Source organism: Bacillus sp. 5RYD7K (genome assembly GCF_059831465.1).
In genome coordinates this window covers 1,811,627-1,829,247 of sequence record NZ_CP191200.1, presented here as the reverse complement: position 1 = coordinate 1,829,247, position 17,621 = coordinate 1,811,627, and the positions used below count along the sequence as shown (strand labels likewise).

11 protein-coding genes, 1 tRNA gene and 4 pseudogenes are annotated in these 17,621 nt (G+C 43.3%); 1 reads left to right on the top strand and 15 read right to left on the bottom strand.

The window, feature by feature from the left end:
* Position 1 precedes the first annotated feature (1 nt).
* From ACQE26_RS09100 to ACQE26_RS09070, 7 genes and pseudogenes are all read right to left on the bottom strand, one after another.
* Positions 2-1,753: a T7SS effector LXG polymorphic toxin gene (locus ACQE26_RS09100; RefSeq protein ID WP_500471325.1), complete on the bottom strand. Its 1,752-nt coding sequence runs from the start codon at positions 1,751-1,753 to the stop codon at positions 2-4.
* 36 nt (positions 1,754-1,789) lie between these two features.
* Positions 1,790-2,224, bottom strand: a complete 435-nt coding sequence (locus ACQE26_RS09095) for an SMI1/KNR4 family protein (RefSeq protein ID WP_500471483.1) — start codon at positions 2,222-2,224, stop codon at positions 1,790-1,792.
* Positions 2,225-3,090: 866 nt separating this feature from the next.
* A complete protein-coding gene (locus ACQE26_RS09090) occupies positions 3,091-4,023 on the bottom strand; it encodes an SH3 domain-containing protein (RefSeq protein WP_500471323.1) in 933 nt (310 codons plus the stop codon).
* Between the two features lie 90 nt (positions 4,024-4,113).
* A pseudogene (locus tag ACQE26_RS09085) lies at positions 4,114-4,760 on the bottom strand (DUF7361 domain-containing protein); the annotation flags it as partial.
* Positions 4,761-5,021: 261 nt separating this feature from the next.
* Positions 5,022-5,094: transfer RNA gene (locus tag ACQE26_RS09080), tRNA-Ala, on the bottom strand.
* A gap of 125 nt (positions 5,095-5,219) precedes the next feature.
* Positions 5,220-6,050, bottom strand: coding sequence for an undecaprenyl-diphosphate phosphatase (locus ACQE26_RS09075; protein WP_045925819.1), 831 nt, complete (start codon positions 6,048-6,050; stop codon positions 5,220-5,222).
* A 91-nt stretch (positions 6,051-6,141) separates the two neighbouring features.
* Positions 6,142-7,302 carry an AI-2E family transporter gene (locus ACQE26_RS09070; RefSeq protein WP_095241429.1) on the bottom strand — a complete coding sequence of 387 codons (1,161 nt, stop codon included), beginning with the start codon at positions 7,300-7,302 and terminating at the stop codon, positions 6,142-6,144.
* 179 nt (positions 7,303-7,481) lie between these two features.
* On the opposite strand from ACQE26_RS09070, the gene ACQE26_RS09065 reads away from it, so the two are divergent.
* Positions 7,482-8,468, top strand: a complete 987-nt coding sequence (locus ACQE26_RS09065; protein ID WP_438420467.1) for a scyllo-inositol 2-dehydrogenase — start codon at positions 7,482-7,484, stop codon at positions 8,466-8,468.
* 32 nt (positions 8,469-8,500) lie between these two features.
* Here ACQE26_RS09065 and ACQE26_RS09060 read toward each other — a convergent pair whose 3' ends face one another.
* The 8 genes and pseudogenes from ACQE26_RS09060 to ACQE26_RS09025 form a co-directional block, all read right to left on the bottom strand.
* A complete protein-coding gene (locus ACQE26_RS09060; RefSeq protein ID WP_016938163.1) occupies positions 8,501-9,025 on the bottom strand; it encodes a type 1 glutamine amidotransferase domain-containing protein in 525 nt (174 codons plus the stop codon).
* Positions 9,026-9,090: 65 nt separating this feature from the next.
* Positions 9,091-10,062 (bottom strand): methyl-accepting chemotaxis protein, encoded by a 972-nt coding sequence (locus ACQE26_RS09055; protein WP_497529282.1) that lies wholly within the window; start codon positions 10,060-10,062, stop codon positions 9,091-9,093.
* Positions 10,057-11,097 (bottom strand): annotated as a pseudogene (locus ACQE26_RS09050) (cache domain-containing protein); the annotation flags it as partial. The gene ACQE26_RS09055 and the pseudogene ACQE26_RS09050, both read right to left, overlap by 6 nt.
* Before the next feature lie 115 nt (positions 11,098-11,212).
* Positions 11,213-12,163 carry a methyl-accepting chemotaxis protein gene (locus ACQE26_RS09045; protein ID WP_414826723.1) on the bottom strand — a complete coding sequence of 317 codons (951 nt, stop codon included), beginning with the start codon at positions 12,161-12,163 and terminating at the stop codon, positions 11,213-11,215.
* A pseudogene (locus tag ACQE26_RS09040) lies at positions 12,158-13,186 on the bottom strand (HAMP domain-containing protein); the annotation flags it as partial. The gene ACQE26_RS09045 and the pseudogene ACQE26_RS09040, both read right to left, overlap by 6 nt.
* Before the next feature lie 139 nt (positions 13,187-13,325).
* On the bottom strand, positions 13,326-14,279 hold the full coding sequence (locus ACQE26_RS09035; protein ID WP_500471482.1) for a methyl-accepting chemotaxis protein: 954 nt from the start codon (positions 14,277-14,279) through the stop codon (positions 13,326-13,328).
* Positions 14,274-15,224, bottom strand: a pseudogene (locus tag ACQE26_RS09030) (HAMP domain-containing protein); the annotation flags it as partial. The gene ACQE26_RS09035 and the pseudogene ACQE26_RS09030, both read right to left, overlap by 6 nt.
* 274 nt (positions 15,225-15,498) lie before the next feature.
* Entirely contained in the window at positions 15,499-17,484 is a 1,986-nt protein-coding gene (locus ACQE26_RS09025) for a methyl-accepting chemotaxis protein (RefSeq protein WP_438420471.1), read from the bottom strand.
* Between the last annotated feature and the right edge of the window lie 137 nt (positions 17,485-17,621).

Below are 17,621 nucleotides of genomic sequence, written 5' to 3'. Positions count from 1 at the left end.
GCTAATACCCTCCTCTTAAATCAGAAGCTCCTCCAATATGAGGTATTTTGTTATTAATCACACTAGGCACTAGCTGTATTGTGATACTATCCAAATGGTGCGGGGTAAGTCCCTGTTGTGACAGCCATTTTTTCGCCTGTGCCTGGGACTTAAATCCCTTGATCTCTTTAATTTTCTTATATACAAGCCTAAAATCTTTTTTGGTTCCATTTAATTCACCAGATTTAAACTTAATGTTTGCAACAGTCCATGGAGTAAAATCAGGACGTCCATCTTTAAAAGTAATCGGTTCTCCCTTAGTTGCTGCTTTTACTTCAGGTATGTCGGAATACCATTTTCCGTCACCAGGTGTACCTTCCCATTGACCTTTATTCCTTGGTAATACCGTTCTAGGATTTGCTGATTCAATTAATCTAAGCAGACGATCCTTTAAATTTTCACTATTAACTACATTATAAGGAACTCCTCCAGCCGGAACAACATTGTAACGTGGATTATAAGGCAATAAATCAGCAATTGAGACATCTTTCACCTTTGAGCTTGCTTTGCTGACTTTAGAGGTGACTTTTCCAGCTACATCTGCTTTTGTAAGAGAACCGGCTCCCTTTGTGCCTACCACAGAGGTAACTACTGTACCTATCGCATATGTCACCCATCTTGATCGGGAATACGCATCTCCATTTACCATATCTTTTTGATACGATTCCTCAATAGCTGTTGAAATGGCATTATACGTGTTAATTGGATGAGCAACTGCCCCTATGATACCTTCAACAACTTCATCAGGCTTGCTGATCAGCTGCCATAAACCGGTTACCGTGTCTTTCCCGACATCATAAAGACCGACGCCAGCTCCCTTTAAAATATCCCAAGTCACTTCTCCGGCTTCTTCCATCTGTTTTGCATGTTCAAGTTGGATCACATATTGCTGCTGGGAAGGTTCAAGGTTCTCATAGCCGATGTTCTTCGCAATCTCTAAGTATTCATCCGGATCAGTTACTCCATCAGCGAGCTTTTTCTTCAGATCCTTTATTTCCCGCTCTTTCGCTTCTTCCTTCTTCATTGTCAAATAAGCATCTGAATGTCTTGTAATCTCGCCTTTTTTCTTATGTATATCGCTTTCCCTGTATGCCTTGACGTTATAGTGAAGTGGTGTTGCGTTTTTCCCTTTTCCCGTGGCATTTTGGAGCTGTTGAAAATCTGCTTGAATGAAATGTTCATTTGCCTCGGTTTCTGCATATTCCTTCGTTAAATCATGATCGAGCTTTCCGAGCTTGTGTATGGTATTGTCCCGTTTCTTATCTGCTGAATCCAGCTTTTGATCGACATCCTCTGTCGAGAAAACATCAAGATGAACAATATCGCTTATCTCATTAAGAATATCCCTCATTTCATTCCGCTGCTCTTGCATGATGGCTTTTGATTTATTCTTCGCATGAATCAACTCATGTTCTAAAAATGACTCTTCCACAAACGAATCGACCAGTCCCGCATCAGTTACTTTTCCAGAAATACTGTTAAGAAATGCTATTTTCATATCGATCAGATCAAGCCAGCTGTCTGTGACACCGGCGTGGTCTTGAAAAAAAGCTTTAATGTTGTCAGCGCCTTTGCCTGAAAACTCACTGTCATCTAAGTCAGCCATTCCCTGAAAAGCTTTCTTGAGATTGATAAATTGTTCTCTAATCTGATCATATTCTTTTGCCCGCTTTTCCGCTGCTGAGATTAACGAGTCTGCTTCAAATACCTTCATTTACGTCTCCTTTCCACTTAATCTTATCTGAATTTTCTATTCTGAAACATATTTATAATACTCTTGAGTTTTCGGGGTCACTTCCCAATATTTTGTTCCATTTGAAGACACCAACATGTCAAACCATACCTCAAAGTTAGAGTCTAAATATACCGCATCTTCAATATCATCAATTGAATCTAGATACATCATATATCCTAATCCCTTATTTGATTTGTTTGTGTCAACAACATACCTGCCATCATAGTGGTATCCAATTAGGACATAGCCCTTAGGGAAGTCTTGAACTTCATTAAATTCAATTATCCCTTCTGTGCTAAGAAGCTCAACACCATTAAACATTTCCATTCCATTGTGATTGAATAGAAACTCTTTATAATCATTAGGTAAAGTTACCCCAAGCTTTTTTTCTAAACTGCTAACTTCTCGAGAACTGGCTGGGCCTCTGAATTGAAAAGCAGCATCTTCCATGACATGTCCTCCATGTTGGAACATAGGAAAACTTCCGTATTTCGAAACAGCTTCCTTTATCCCATTAAGAGTCATGCGAATTAACTTTCCTTCTTCCATTTAAATTCCCTCCTCTAAGGTTATACCACCAAATTTAACCACACAACTGTATTTGATTTTCCTAAAATGCCAAAATGAATTTTACAATATTTGGTTTTAATTATAATTAGGGAAGGTTTGTCCGATATAGAGACAGAACAAACAAATTTGGAGGAATTACAATGAAGAAATGGTTATATTGACTCTTTGCAAAAAAGCGGTTAATGATGTCAGCAAAAACTCCGAATAAAGCAAGCCACATTCCAGGTATGTTGTCATGATTAGCTAAAACCACGGCAGTAATAAAACAAATGAATGCACTTAAACTCCCATAAACGAATGGGGGCATGGGTACACTTCCTTTTTTCTTTTATTATATTACAAAATTGGGTAGAGAAATATTTTTCACACTAAGCTTTTTTCCATGTACTCCTAACAATTCCCATGATCACTATGTACACAATCGCAATACCAACAGTTACACCCTCAATTTTTATAAAAAAACTATTCAAAATTATTAATAAAAACGCTAGTACTGACGTAAACCAGTGTATAGATTCATATTTTTTGTCACTCATTGCTAATCCTCACTTTTTCTGTTAAACACTTTATCTACCAAAATCCATCATGACACAATTTCCACTATGGAATAAAGTGATAAATTAATTTATAATTTACAAGGTATTTTTAAGTGAAAAAGGGGTATTATCGTATGAAAACGGTCAAGTCTTTGCATAAAAGAAGAATTTTATTTAGAAAGAAAGTTGAAACAAAAAAGGGAATCAGTTTTAATCAAGCTTTTTAATATAGCGAGTATAAACCCATCCGCTTTGATCCTCACCAGCTTCATTACGAAAGAGAACCTTGCTCCAATTCTTTTTCTTTTCTTCAACAAAGACAATTGATGACTTGTCTAAGACGTACGCTACATTTGATTTTGTTTTGGGACGTGTTCTAACTACTAATGTATCTTTTATAACCATTCTGTAATTGGTTTTAAGTTCTTTATTCATTGGGATGTCTTTTAAAACGTTTTTAGCTTCGATTACTGTTTCTGGTTTTTGGTCAATGAATTCATCTACTATATACTTGTTTGTCAGTGCTTCACCAACAGGATATAATACCGTAGCAACAAACACCGAAAGCAGTGCTTTGACTGCTGTGTTTTTATTATTGTTAATAATTGATATGAGGGTAACCCAATAATCATTAAATCTTTCAAAGTATTCTCTTCTTGTAATTGAATTATCATTTGTTAAAGATATTACTGTTTCTTCAACATAATCAGAAATTTCTTCGATCTCATTTATGGTTTCAGAAGAGATTTCATCATTTGTAACATATATGCTTGAATTTAGAATAGCTTGGTCATTGAATACTGTTCTAAGTTGCTGCATGTATGTTGCTATCTGAAATCTATTGGAACCTAAGTCATGCATTAAACTATTTCTTAAGTGTTGAATATATTTCCCATTATACTTGGGGCTGAACATCACTCTCATCTGATTCATTGCAGCTTCAATCTTTGCAGTCTCAACCCTTGTTGCTTTTAAGACATCCAAAGTGTAGATTTTAGGTAGGAGATTAATTCTGTTTAAAGCAACATTTTGTTTTTTTAGAGTTTCAATTAGCTCTAATTGTGTTTTGAAAGCTGCATTCATGGCATCTTGCAAAGGACGAGTGTTGATATTAATTTGAGATTGTAAAGATGATGTAGTCAATAAAGATTGCCCCTTTGTTTTTTATTTATAATTTTACCACAAAGTGGGCTTTAATAGATAAAAAGACGTATCCAATAAGGATACGCCTGTTTAATGTACATGCCTATATGCTTCCCATATATACTTGACGTTTAATTTATTCCCTCTTTGATTGCTGTCTGAGCCTGTTATAAATCCAATTTCGTTTATACTTCCATATGTAGAGTTTCCCCCAACCAAGGATATTCCCATTTCATTTACCTGATACGTATAACCTTCTGTCTCATCAATTAATAACATGGAATCATTAGAAGAGACTGGCCACACTTTCACATGTGTTGGAGTGAAAGGCAGCAATATTTGTTTGCTAATTGTTCCATCGCCTACATACGTTCCTTTTGCCATCTGAGGAACATCAGAGGATAACGCATATTCTGAGTGTAGTTTACCCCAAGAAACTCAGCGTTGCCATCTATGGAACCTGTAATGATTCCTTAGTCATTACGTACAGATATTGAATTAGGCGTGGATACTGGTGAAGCCGTATAACCATTTAATGAATCAGCCGAGCTCGCAGAAGACACAATCCACTCTTCATCATTAAAAAGTTCTTGTTTATTAGTCTTTGGATCGATCCAAATTGTTCCCGCTTCTGGCGCAATAGGCTTTGTCTCTGTAGATATTGTATAAAGTCCGTTAACTTTTCCATCGAGACTTCCTTTTACTTCAACGGAATTAGAGGGGAGGTAGGGGGTTTCTGGACTTGGACATGCAAAATCAAGCTTTACCTATGACACGTATGTGCACATCATGTCTAAAACCAAGAAGAAACTTATAGATAACCTGCAGCGATCAATAAAACTGTCCACCTATGATGGGGGTCTTAAAATAAGATACAGTGTTGCCACTTTAAAAACTCAGACACAAATGTTGCCGTTTTGTTGCCAATTAGAGATTAGAGCAAATAAAAACCACTCTTGAAATTCTCAAGAATGGCTTTAGATCAAGCTTTATTAGTATGGAGCCAAGGGGGCTCGAACCCCTGACCTCTACGCTGCCAGCGTAGCGCTCTCCCAGCTGAGCTATGGCCCCGTGCGGTAACGTCATGTTTTATTATAGACGAGTTTCCTTCGAATTTCAAGCCGAAAATTCAGTTTGCTTACATTTTTCTGAGACGTTTTTCAAACATAGAAAAGACCCTCCGGGGGCCTCTTCGTTTATCGCACGAGCATGATTAAAATGATGCCGAGGATGACACGGTAAATGGCGAACGGGACAAGCTTAATCCGATTAATAAGCCGAAGAAAAAATTTGACGACTAAGAGAGCGACGACAAAGGCGCAGATAAAACCGACAAGAAAAAACGGAATCATGTCAGGAGAAAGACTGCTCCAGTATTTCACCAGCTTCAGAAGGCTTGCACCCGCCATAATCGGAATGGCCATGATAAATGTAAAGTCTGCGGCTGCCCGGTGATTCAAGCCGAGAATGACACCTCCGGCAATCGTTGAGCCTGATCGGGAAAAGCCGGGCCACAAGGCGAGACATTGGAATAAACCGACACAGAAAGCCTGTTTGTAGGTGATTCTGTCTACCGTATTGATCGTATCTTTTCTTTTATTGACCCAGTCCGCAATCAGCATAAGCACGGCTCCGGCAATTAGTCCGTAAGCGACCGTTCTTACGGAGAATAGATAGCGGTCAATGAAATCCTCAAATAAAAAGCCGAGCACTGCGGCCGGAACAAGACCGACAGCGATTTGCGCGATGGTCAGCCTGTATCCTTTCTGCTGGTCGCGCGTCACGTTTTTTTTGAGGCCGAGTAAATTTAATATCCGATCCTTAAACACAATGGCCACGGCCAGGATCGAACCGAGCTGGATCACCACTTTGAAGGAATTGGCGGCTTCAGGATTCATCAGGCTTCCGGATTTCAGCCAGATGTCATCCGCTATGATCATATGTCCCGTGGAAGAAACCGGCGCGTATTCCGTCAGCCCTTCCACGATCCCCAAAACGGCTGCTGTGAACATCTCCCATAGTGTCATCCTATTCTTCCCTTCATTTATCATTTACAAAAGAGAAGCTCTCCTTTGAAGGAAAGCCTGTCTTATAATAAATATCATGTCGGTTCCGATTTTATGACTTCGATACGGCATCATTTTTTTCTTCTTCATATAAATGCGAGCGCATTTTGAACCAATCAAACAGATGGGTCGTGACCACTTTGATGACCGCGTAGCCCGGGATGGCTAAAATAATGCCGACAACCCCGAACAGCTTTCCGGCGGTTAAAAGAACAAAAATGATGGTAATCGGGTGAATGTGAAGATTTTTCCCCATGATCTGCGGAGAAATTAATTTTCCTTCCACGAGCTGGACAACGGTCCATACAATCGCAAGCTTCAGCAGCATAAGAGGCGAAGTGACTAAAGCGATAATAATCGCCGGCGTGATGGCAATGGTCGGCCCTAAATACGGAACAACGCTCGTACAAGCGGCAATGACCGCAAGCAGTGACGCATAATCAAGTCCGATAATCAAATAGCCGATAAATAATAAAAACCCGATGCAGAAGCTGACGATGACCTGTCCTCTGATATAGGAGCTTAATCTGTGGTTCATTTCGCTCAGCATCGTATACGTTTGTTCTTTCAGACGGGTGGGCACAAATTTCAAGATATAGATTGGCAGTTTTTTGCCGTCTTTCAGCAAATAGAACAGAATAAACGGCACGGTTACAATTGAAATAATCACTTCCGTCAGCGCACCGATAAAATTCCCGACTCCGGTAAATGTGCTGTTTGCAATTGTCGCCGCCTGCGCCGATACTTTATTGGCAAGATCGGAAATGTTGATATTCATCGTCTTTTGCGCCTGATTTACAAAATCGCTTCCGATCAGGCTTTTCGTCTGATCTTCAACGATGTCCACATATTTTGGCAGGTTGTCGATCAGGCTCATGATCTGTTCCTTTAAAAACGGAATAATTGAAACGATCGTAATCGTAATCAGCCCTATAATAACGAGGTAAAGGAGCAGGATGGAATAGACTCTTTTCACTCTTATTTTTTCCAATATATCTACGATCGGATTAAGCAGATAATAAACAATTCCTGTCAAAATAACGGGGAGTGCAATCGTTTTGAGCAGGACGATAATAGGTGTGAAAATAAATGATGTCTTCATAAAGACAAGGATATTGAGACCGATGAGCAGCAATACAAGCAAAAACAACACAAATTTATTGTCTAAGAAAAACTGTTTAAATCTGCCGCCCCATGTTTGCAATGTTTCCACTATTGTTCCTCCATCATATGTATTTTACTTAAATTGTACACTATCGTTCCTGTAATGAAAAATAATAACCGGTCTCTATGGGAATTTTTCCTATACTTTTGGCGGACAGCCTTTTTTCCATTTATGTTTCTTTGAAAAACAGCTATAATGTAAGCCAATACATAGAAGGAGCGATAGCAATGATTCGATTTGCAACAGTCGGAACGAATTGGATTACAGAACGATTTCTGGAGGCGGCTTCTGCTATTGATGATTTTCAATTAACGGCGGTTTATTCCAGAACTGAGGAACGCGCGGCGGAATTTGCCGGCAAACACGGCGCAGCTCATTATTTCACCAGCCTGAGAGAAATGGCGGAAAGCGAAGCCTATGATGCGGTGTATCTCGCCAGCCCGAATGCATGCCATAAGGAGCAGGCGATCCTTTTTATGGAACACGGCAAGCATGTGCTGTGCGAAAAACCGTTTGCGTCTAACGCAAGGGAAACGGAAGATATGATTCACGCAGCCAAAGCGAACGGCGTTCTCTTGATGGAGGCCATGAAAACGACGTTTTTGCCGAACTTCAGCATGCTTCAAAACCACTTACATAAAATCGGGCCGATCAGGAGATTCACGGCAAGCTACTGCCAATATTCATCACGATATGATGCATATAAAAACGGAACGGTGCTTAATGCGTTTAAGCCTGAATTATCGAACGGTTCGTTAATGGACATCGGCGTATACTGCATTTATCCGGCCGTCGTCCTGTTCGGCAAACCAAAAAACGTCATTGCGACCGGTCACAAACTAGCATCCGGCGTTGACGGCGAGGGCACGGTTATTTTGTCATACGACGGGTTTGAAGCGGTGCTGATGCATTCAAAAATATCAAATTCGTTTGCCCCGGCGGAAATACAGGGTGAAGACGGCACAATCGTGCTGGACAGCATTCACGGGCCGGAGCGGGCGGAAATCCGCTATCGTGATGGACGGATGGAGGACATTTCCGTTCCTGATCTGAAACCGGCGATGTATTATGAAACGGCTGAATTCATCAGCCTTCTTCGGAACGGACAGCAGGAGTCTTCCGAAAATACCTTTGAACGCTCTTTCATTACGGCAAGCATTATGGAAGAAGCGAGAAAACAAATCGGAGTTGTCTTTCCTGCCGATCAAAACTAAAAACATCCGCCCGGGTTTCGGGCGGATGTTTTTTATTTGGATGCTAACAGGTCAGCGAACGCTTTTGCATACTGCGGAAGGTCGGGCGGGCGGCGGCTTGATACAATGTGGCCGTCAGTTACGACAGCTTCATCCAGCCACTGTGCCCCGGCATTTGTCATGTCGTCTTTGATGCCGGGCGTGCTCGTTACTTTTTTTCCTGCGAGAATTCCGGCAGATATGAGCACCCAGCCTGCGTGGCAGATCTGGCCGATCGGCTTTTTCTGCTCGTTCATCGTACGGATGATGTCCAAAACTTCCGGATATCTTCTCAGTTTGTCAGGAGCCCAGCCGCCAGGCACGAGCACGGCATCATACTCCTGAATAATCAGGCTCTTAAAATCGTAATCCGCCGTCGCGGGCACGCCGTATTTTCCTTTGTATGAACGGCCGGCTTCTTCTCCTATTAAATGGACGATCGCGCCTTCCTCCCTCATCCGGTAGACGGGATACCAAAGCTCTAAGTCTTCAAAGTCGTCACTGACAAGCGCTATGACTTTCTTGCCTTCTAATCTCATCACTGCCACTCCCTTCTTTTTTTCAAGTGTATCGCTTTTTTCAGCTGAGGAAAAGAAACAGCTCGTTACAGCTGTTCTTCGCCTTCAGACTGAATCGTAAATTTCCGTGTGACCTGCTGCAGTTCTTCGGCCATGTGCGCAAGCGTTTCAGCAGAGGAACTGATTTCTTCCATGGAAGCCAGCTGCTCTTCGGCTGACGCGGCGATGTCTTGAATGCCGGCGGACCCTTCTTTGGCGACTGAGGTAATATCCTCCACCGCGTTTGTCACGTTTTGTGACCCGGCCGCAAGCTGCTCAAGCGTTCCGTTCATATGCTGCAAAGCGCCTGAAATCTGAGTCGTCATTTCCGAGATTTTTTTGAAGCTTTCGGCCGTTTGATCCGTAATATCGAGGCCTTCTTTCACGTCTTGATTCACCGCTTGGAATACAGAAAGCGATGTGGCGATTTCTTTGACGATTTCCTGAATCAGCGTTTCGATTTCTTTCGCGGAGTCGGCTGATTGTACGGCAAGCTTTCTCACTTCTTCCGCAACGACGGAGAAACCGCGTCCGTATTCGCCGGCTCTGGCTGCTTCGATAGCCGCGTTTAGAGCAAGCAGGTTTGTTTGATCGGCAATGCCGTTAATGACGTTCAGAATGCTCTTAATGTCGTGCGACTTCGTTTCCAGTCCTTTTACGACGGCTTCCGCCTGCTGGACGGAACGATCAATTGTTTTCATCTGGCCGACCGTTTTCGCCACTAATTTTTCTCCGCTTCCGGCCGTATCAGAGGTTTGAATGGCCGATTCGGTGATTTCCGCCGATACATTCGCCGTCTCGGCAATGCCCGTATTCATTTGGGACAGGTGATCAGCACTTTCTTCCAATTTCTCGCTTTGTGATTCGTTTCCGTTTGAGAATTGCTCAATCGCCAGTGTGATATGCTCGGTCGCCTTGCTTGTCTGACCGGCAGATGCCGTCAGCTCTTCGGATGAAGAAGCAACATGTTCGACGGATGATTGAATGACGCCGATGACAGACCGGAGTGATGCCGACATCTCATTGAAGCTTTGGCTGAGCTGACCGAATTCATTTTTCGACCTGATGTTAATAACTTCGGTTAAATCGCCGTCGCTGATTTTAGCTGATGTCGAGACAAGTTTTTTGAGCGGTTTTGAAATCGAGCGAATGATAAAGAAGATTAAAATCCCGCCGACGATAAGAGAAATCGCAAGAATGATCAGCGCCATTTTCATGACAGGCGCGGCTGCGTCATGTATCTCACTGACAAAGAATGTACCGGCGATTTTCCAGCCCGTCAGTTTATTTGTCGTGAAGGCCATTTTCTTTTGCTGTCCTTCAAACATGTATTCAAACGATCCGCTTGATTTCGAAAATACTTCTTTCGTCCAGTCTCCGGAGCCTTCCGTTCCCGCTTTGATGGTCGGATGGGCGATGTATTTTTTATCTCCCGTTGTAATGAAAGCAAATCCTTTATGACCGATCTGTACGCGCTGAGAGGCATTCAACAGGTCGCCCAGATTAATATCCAGCGCTACAACGCCTGAGCCGTCTTTTGTCTGCTGGGCAATCGTAACGACCGTTTGTCCGGTTGCAGCGTCCTTATAAGGCTCGGTAAACACCGGCTGTCCGCTTTTTTCAACCGCTTTTGTATACCACTCGCGTGTGAGCGGATTGAAATCGGACGGCACGTCAGCAGACGGATATGTCACAAACGCTTTGTCGGCGGACGCGGCATAAATTGATGTGACATCGTCATTTACAGTGACATACTGCTTCATATTTTCAAGCAGGTCGGATTTATTTTTTTTGTTCATTTTGTCCTTTGTGATTGATTCACTGTAATAGTCAAGTCCTTTCAGCTTGCCTTCGAGCATGTTTTCCAGCACGCTGTTCAGTTCGCTGACATTTCCTTGCGCGCTGTGGGTCAGTTCGTTTTCTAATGTACTCCCCGCCGTTTGGTAGCTGAAATAGGCAAGTATGCCGATCGGAAGCACCAATACGGCTAAAAATGCCGCGATAAGCGGCTTGCTGATGGATGGCTGTTTGATCCAATGTATCAGTTGTTTCATTTTTTCAGTCTCCTTCTTTGAAAAGCTAAATCTATTATCGACAGCTAGGACAAAAGATTTATTAAAAAAACTAAAAAAAACACCCAAACAGCACATTTGGGTGTTCTATGGACTATTATTCTATTTTAAATTGTTTCGTCATATCACGTAATTCTTCCGCCATCTGGGATAACGTTTCTGAAGACGAACTGATTTCTTCCATGGAAGCCAGCTGTTCTTCGGCGGAGGCCGCGATATCCTGAATGCTGGCTGAACTTTCTTTTGCGATGGACGCGATTTGCTCAGAAGCTCCTGAAATCTGCTGCGAACCGGCTGTCAGCTGTTCTACTGTCGCATTCATGTTTTGAATTTCTCCGGCGATCTGGTTCGTCATTTCCGAAATCCGCCTGAAGCTCGTTTCGGTCTGATTCGTAATATCCAGCCCGCTCTCCACCTCTTTGTTGACGGATTGGAACATGCCAAGAGATGTATTGATTTCGTTGACGATTTCTATAATTAAGCTTTCGATTTCTTTCGCTGAATCAGCAGACTGCACCGCAAGTTTTCTCACTTCTTCTGCGACGACGGAGAAGCCCCGGCCGTATTCACCGGCACGCGCGGCTTCAATTGCGGCGTTCAGCGCAAGAAGATTTGTCTGATCGGCGATTCCGTTAATGACACGGAGAATGTTTGTAATGTCTTTTGATTTTGTTTCAAGCCCGCGCACCACTTGTTCAGCTTCTTTCACTGACCGGTCAATGACGTTCATTTGACCGACTGTCTGGTGAACGAGCTTTCCGCCTGAATTGGCGACTTCCGCTGATGTGACGGAGGATTCGGTAATGACGGCAGATGCTTTCGCCATATCTTTGAGCCCGCTGTTCATTTGGTAAATATGTTCCGCGGCGCTTTCAATTTTTTCACTCTGGCTTTCATTTCCGTTAGAAAATTGTTCGATTGCCAGTGTGATATGTTCGGTTGCCTTGCTTGTCTGCTCCGCTGAAGCCGTCAGCTCCTCTGAGGAAGACGCGACGTTATTCACAGAATCCTGAATGGCATGGATCAAAGACCGCAGTGAAGCTGCCATATTGTTAAAGCTTTTGCCAAGCTCGCCTAATTCGTCTTTTGACTGAATCTCGATCGTTTCGGTTAAATCGCCTTCACTGATCTGTTTCGATGATGTCACAAGCTGCTTGAGCGGTTTTGTGATTGAACGGATAATCAGCACCATGACGACGGTTCCGATGACAATTGCTAACAACAGAACGAGCAGGGACAGATGAAGGACCGGCAGCGCCGCTTCATGAATCTCGTCCACATACATCGTTCCGCTGATTTTCCAGCCTGTCAGCTCGTTCGTATCATAAGCCATTTTCTTTTCCTGGCCGTCGTATTTGTATTGAAAATCACCTTTTTTGCTGCTGTACAGCTGTTCAGCCCAATCTCCGTCTAATGCTGTGCCTGACGTGCGGTTCGGGTGGACGACCACTTTTTTGTCTTTCGTCAGGATGAAAGCGTAGCCGGATTTTCCGATTTTCACTTTCTTTGTCGTTTTCAGAAGTTCTTCGATTTTCATATTGATGGCGACGACCCCTGAGCCGTCTTTCGTCTGCTGAACGATCGTCACGACCATCGTATTGGTGGAAGCCGTGCGGTAAGGATCTGTTACAACAACTTTCCCCTTGTTTTCCACGGCTTTTTTATACCAGTCTCTTTCAAGCGGATTATATCCTTTAGGCATCTGCAGATCGGGATACCGTGTGAAATGGCCTTCCGTGTCACTCGTATAGATGGATTCCACATCTTTATTGATTTTCATATACTCTGTGAATTTATCGATAATTTGCGATTGATTTTTCGGCTTGTACCGATCCTTGGTGAGCCAATCGCTGAAATATGCCGTTCCGTCTTCCTTCTGGCTGATGCTGGTATTGATCATATTATTAATCTGCTGCACATTATCTAATGCGCTTCCCATCACCTGCTTGTCAAGCGTGCTTACCGCCGATTGATATGCGATAAAAGCCAGCGTTGAAATCGGCAGAATAAGAATGGCCAAAAAAGAAATGAGCAGTTTTCTTGTAAGCGATCTCTGCTTGATGATTTGCATGATTTTTTTCATCTGCTATATCTCCTCTTACGTGTTTACCCTTCATATCGGCGATTATGGGTAAATATACATATCTAAAAAGAAGAAATATAACAAAACATACTTTTTACCTATTACAAAAGTAGTCTTTTAGACTTAATTAAAAACTTATTTTAAAGCGTTTTGTCAGCTCGCGTAATTCTTCAGCCATTTTTTCCAGCGTGACGGCGGATGAACTGATCTCTTCCATAGAGGCGAGCTGCTCTTCAGCAGAAGCCGCAATGTCCTGAATGCCGGCCGTGCTTTGTCTGGAGACGGCCGCGATATCCTCTGAAGCGTTCGATACTTCCTGAGATCCGGCGGAAAGCTGTTCTACGGTTGCATTCATATTTTGCAGTTCACCGGCAATCTGATTTGTTTTGACAGAAATGTCCCGGAAGCTTTTTTCCGTTTCGTCTGTCAGCTGAAGTCCGCTTTTCACCTCGTGATTGACGGATTCCAGCATTCCGAGCGATGTATGAATTTCTTTAACGATTTCATGGATTAAGGTTTCGATTTCTTTTGCTGAATCGGCTGATTGGACGGCAAGCTTTCTCACTTCTTCGGCAACGACTGAAAAACCGCGTCCGTACTCTCCCGCTCTTGCCGCTTCAATGGCTGCATTTAAAGCGAGAAGATTCGTTTGATCGGCAATGCCGTTAATGACGCGCAAAATGCTGGTGATGTCCTGCGATTTGTGCTCAAGCCCCTTTACGACTTGTTCCGCTTTACTCACAGATTGGTCAATGGTATCCATCTGGCCTGCTGTTTTCTTAACAAGCCGCTCTCCGGCACCGGATATCTCTGCCGATTCAATAGAAGTTTCCGTCACAACGGCTGCCGCTTCCGCCAGATCGCTGAGCCCGTCTTTCATGTCATTCACTTGGGCGGTCGCTTTTTCAATGCTCTCACTTTGGTCTTCCGTTCCATTAGAAAACTGTTCAATCGCAAGGGTGATATGTTCCGTTGCTTTGCTCGTCTGCTCGGCGGAAGCCGTCAGTTCCTCTGAGGAGGAAGCGACATGTTCAACAGAGTCCTGAATTCCCTGAATAAGCGTCCGGAGTGAATCTGTCATATGATTAAAACTTTTACTGAGCACGCCAAGCTCATCTTGAGAGCTGACTTGAATGGTTTCCGTCAGATCTCCGCTTCTGATTTTTTCCGCTGACGCTGCGAGACGTTTTAACGGTTTTGTAATAGAGCGGATGACAAAATAAATGAAAACCATTCCTGCGGCAACCGCTATGGCCAAAATGATAATGGCTGTGATCAGAACCGGTCTTGCCGCATCCTTGATTTCATCCACGGACATGGTTCCGCTGATCTTCCAGCCAGTCGCCTCATTGGTGACATACGCCATTTTTTTCGCTTTTCCGTTCATCGTATATTCAAAATCGCCTTTTTCCCCGCTGTATAATGTATCAACCCATTTTCCAGATACCGCCGCGCCGGATTTTTCATTGCTGTAGGCAACGGCTTTTTTATTTTTGCTGAGGATAAAGGCATATCCTTCTTTTCCGATATTGACTTCTTTTGTCATCGTAATGAGATCGTCGATTTTAATATCAATGGCGACGACCCCTGATCCGTCCTGAGCCGCACGGGCCATGGTAACGACCATCTTTTTGTTTGAAATGGACTGATAAGGGTCCGTGATGATGGTCTGGCCTTTATTCTTCATGGCTTCTTGATACCAGTTTCTCTCAAGCGGATTGAAATCAGCCGGCATATCGGCATGAGGATAACGTGTAAACGTGCCATCCTTGCTGCTTGAAAATACGGCGGCAGCTTTATCATTGCTTTCTATGAACTGCTTGAATCTTTCTTTCATTTCCGTTTGGTTTTTTTCTTTAAATTTTGCGCTTGTCGCCCATTCGCTGAAATATGCTGAGCTTTTTGTAAACGTCCCGATCCGGTCATCAATCATATTGTTTAAGATTTGCACATTCCCTTCGGCGCTTTCCATCATTTGATTTTCAACGGATGAGGCAGCCGAACGATAGGCGCTGGCAGCCAGCACTGCTACCGGAATGATTAAGATCAGTAAAAATGAAATGATGAGTTTTCTGGCTATTGATTTTTTTGCGATGTTTTTTGCTGTTTTTTTCAATTTTGTAAACCTCTTTCAATCATTTACTGTTTATATCGGCAATCTCCCTTTTTATTACATTGAAAATTTAGTCATAAATGAAAAATAGTTCTATATACTCTTTTTGTAAGTAAGACTTTTTATTTAATTTTCTCGAAGAAGCCATAAAAAAAGACGCCTTCCATCCGGAAAGCGTCCTTTTTTACTAGTTGATTTTAAATTGTTTTGTTAATTCCCGCAGTTCTTCGGCCATTTGCGCCAAAGTGTCGGCGGATGTGCTGATTTCTTCCATAGATGCAAGCTGTTCTTCTGCGGATGCGGCAATATCCTGAATGCTTGCTGCGCTTTCCCGTGAAACGTCCGCAATATCGGTTACCGCGGCTGAGACGTGCTGAGAGCTGTCTGACAGCTGTTCAACCGTGCCGTTCATGGATTGCAGCTTCTCAGCGATGTCGTTTGTCATGCCGAAGATATTCTGGAAGCTTTCTTTCGTTCGATCCGTCACCGCAAGTCCTGATTGCACTTCTTCATTAACGGATGTAAACATGTGAAGCGAAGTATTAATTTCAGCCGTGATTTCCTGAATGAGTTTTTCAATCTCTTTTGCAGAACCGGCGGATTGGACGGCAAGCTTTCTCACTTCTTCGGCTACCACTGAGAAGCCCCGCCCGTATTCACCGGCTCTTGCCGCTTCAATGGCTGCATTTAATGCAAGCAGGTTTGTCTGATCGGCAATGCCGTTGATGACTCTTAAAATATGAGCGATGTCTTTTGATTTGGCCTCAAGACCTTTTACAACAGCTTCCGCCTGCTGGACGGATTGATTGATGAGATTCATCTGCCCGACGGTTTGCTGCACATATTCTTCCCCGGTGCCGGCAGCTTCTTTCGATTGTTTAGATGCTTCCGTAATGGATGATGATGTGCGGGAAACGGCGGCGAGCCCGTCATTTATATGATTCAGCTTGGCTGAGCTTGAATCGACTTTTTCACTCTGCTCTTCGTTTCCGTTTGAAAACTGCTCAATCGCCATCGTAATATGCTCCGTCGCTTTGCTTGTCTGCGAAGCTGAGGCGGTCAGCTCTTCTGATGACGCGGCCACGTTGTCGACCGAGCTTTGGATCGCGCTGATCAGTCCGCGCAGAGATTCTCCCATTTCATTAAAGCTTGCGCCCAGTTCGCCCAGTTCATCTTTCGAGCGGATCTCAATGGTTTCAGTCAGGTCTCCGCCGCTGATTTGTTTAGACGAGCGGACAAGACGTTTCAGCGGTGATGTAATGGATCTGACAATAAACAGAATTAAAATTCCCCCGATGATAATGGATGCTGCAAGGACGATCATTCCCATCGTCAGCACCGGTTGTGAGGCGTCTTTAATTTCGGTGAGCTCCATGCTCCCCTCTATTTTCCACCCGGTCAGTTTATTTGTCGTAAATGCCATTTTTTTATTTTCATCATCAAGCTTGTATGAAATAATTCCGCTGTCTTTGCTGTATACCTCGTTCAGCCACGGGGTTGAGACTTTATCGCCCGGTTTGTGGTCTTTATGCGCGACATAGGTTTTATTTTTAGATGTGATAAACACGAAGCCTTTTTCCCCGATTTTGATTCCCTGCATCTGTTTCAGCAGCTGGTCGATCGTAATATCCATGGCTACTACGCCTGTTCCGTCCTGCATCTGCTTTGCCACGGTGACAACCATGCTGCCGTCGCTTGCCGCGGTGTAAGGATCGGTGACAACGAGCGTGCCGCCGGCCTTTACAGCGTCTTTATACCATGTGCGTGTTCTCGGATCGTAATCAGCCGGAGTATTTTCCTTCGGCGCCTGTGTGTAGCTGCCGTCTTCCGTTCCTCCGTAAATGCGGGCTACGTCCTTATGAATAGATGTGTATTGCCCGAACTTTTCTTCAAGAGCAGACATGTTTTTCTTTGAGAATGATGACCCTTTTAACGTTTCACTGAAAAATTCAATCGCCTTTGCTTTTGCGCCGATATCATTTGTAATGGTTGTGTTAAAAGATTCGATGTTGTTTTTCGCGTTGCCTGAAATCTGATCATCCAGCGAATTGCTCGCCGTATGGTATGAACTGAATTCTAACACGAGAATCGGTATGATTAAGATCACGATAAATGAAATGATTAATTTACGTGAAATCGATGCCTTTGTGCACCAATTAATGAATTTTTTCATATTAAGCTGCTCCCTCATGTGTGATACCTTATATATCGGCTCAGTCTCCACATTTTGTTAACCTTTCCTCCTTTTTTATGACTTGATTTTCATTTCCCAAGCTTCCTGCATATCTTATAAAAAAAAGATAGGGGGCG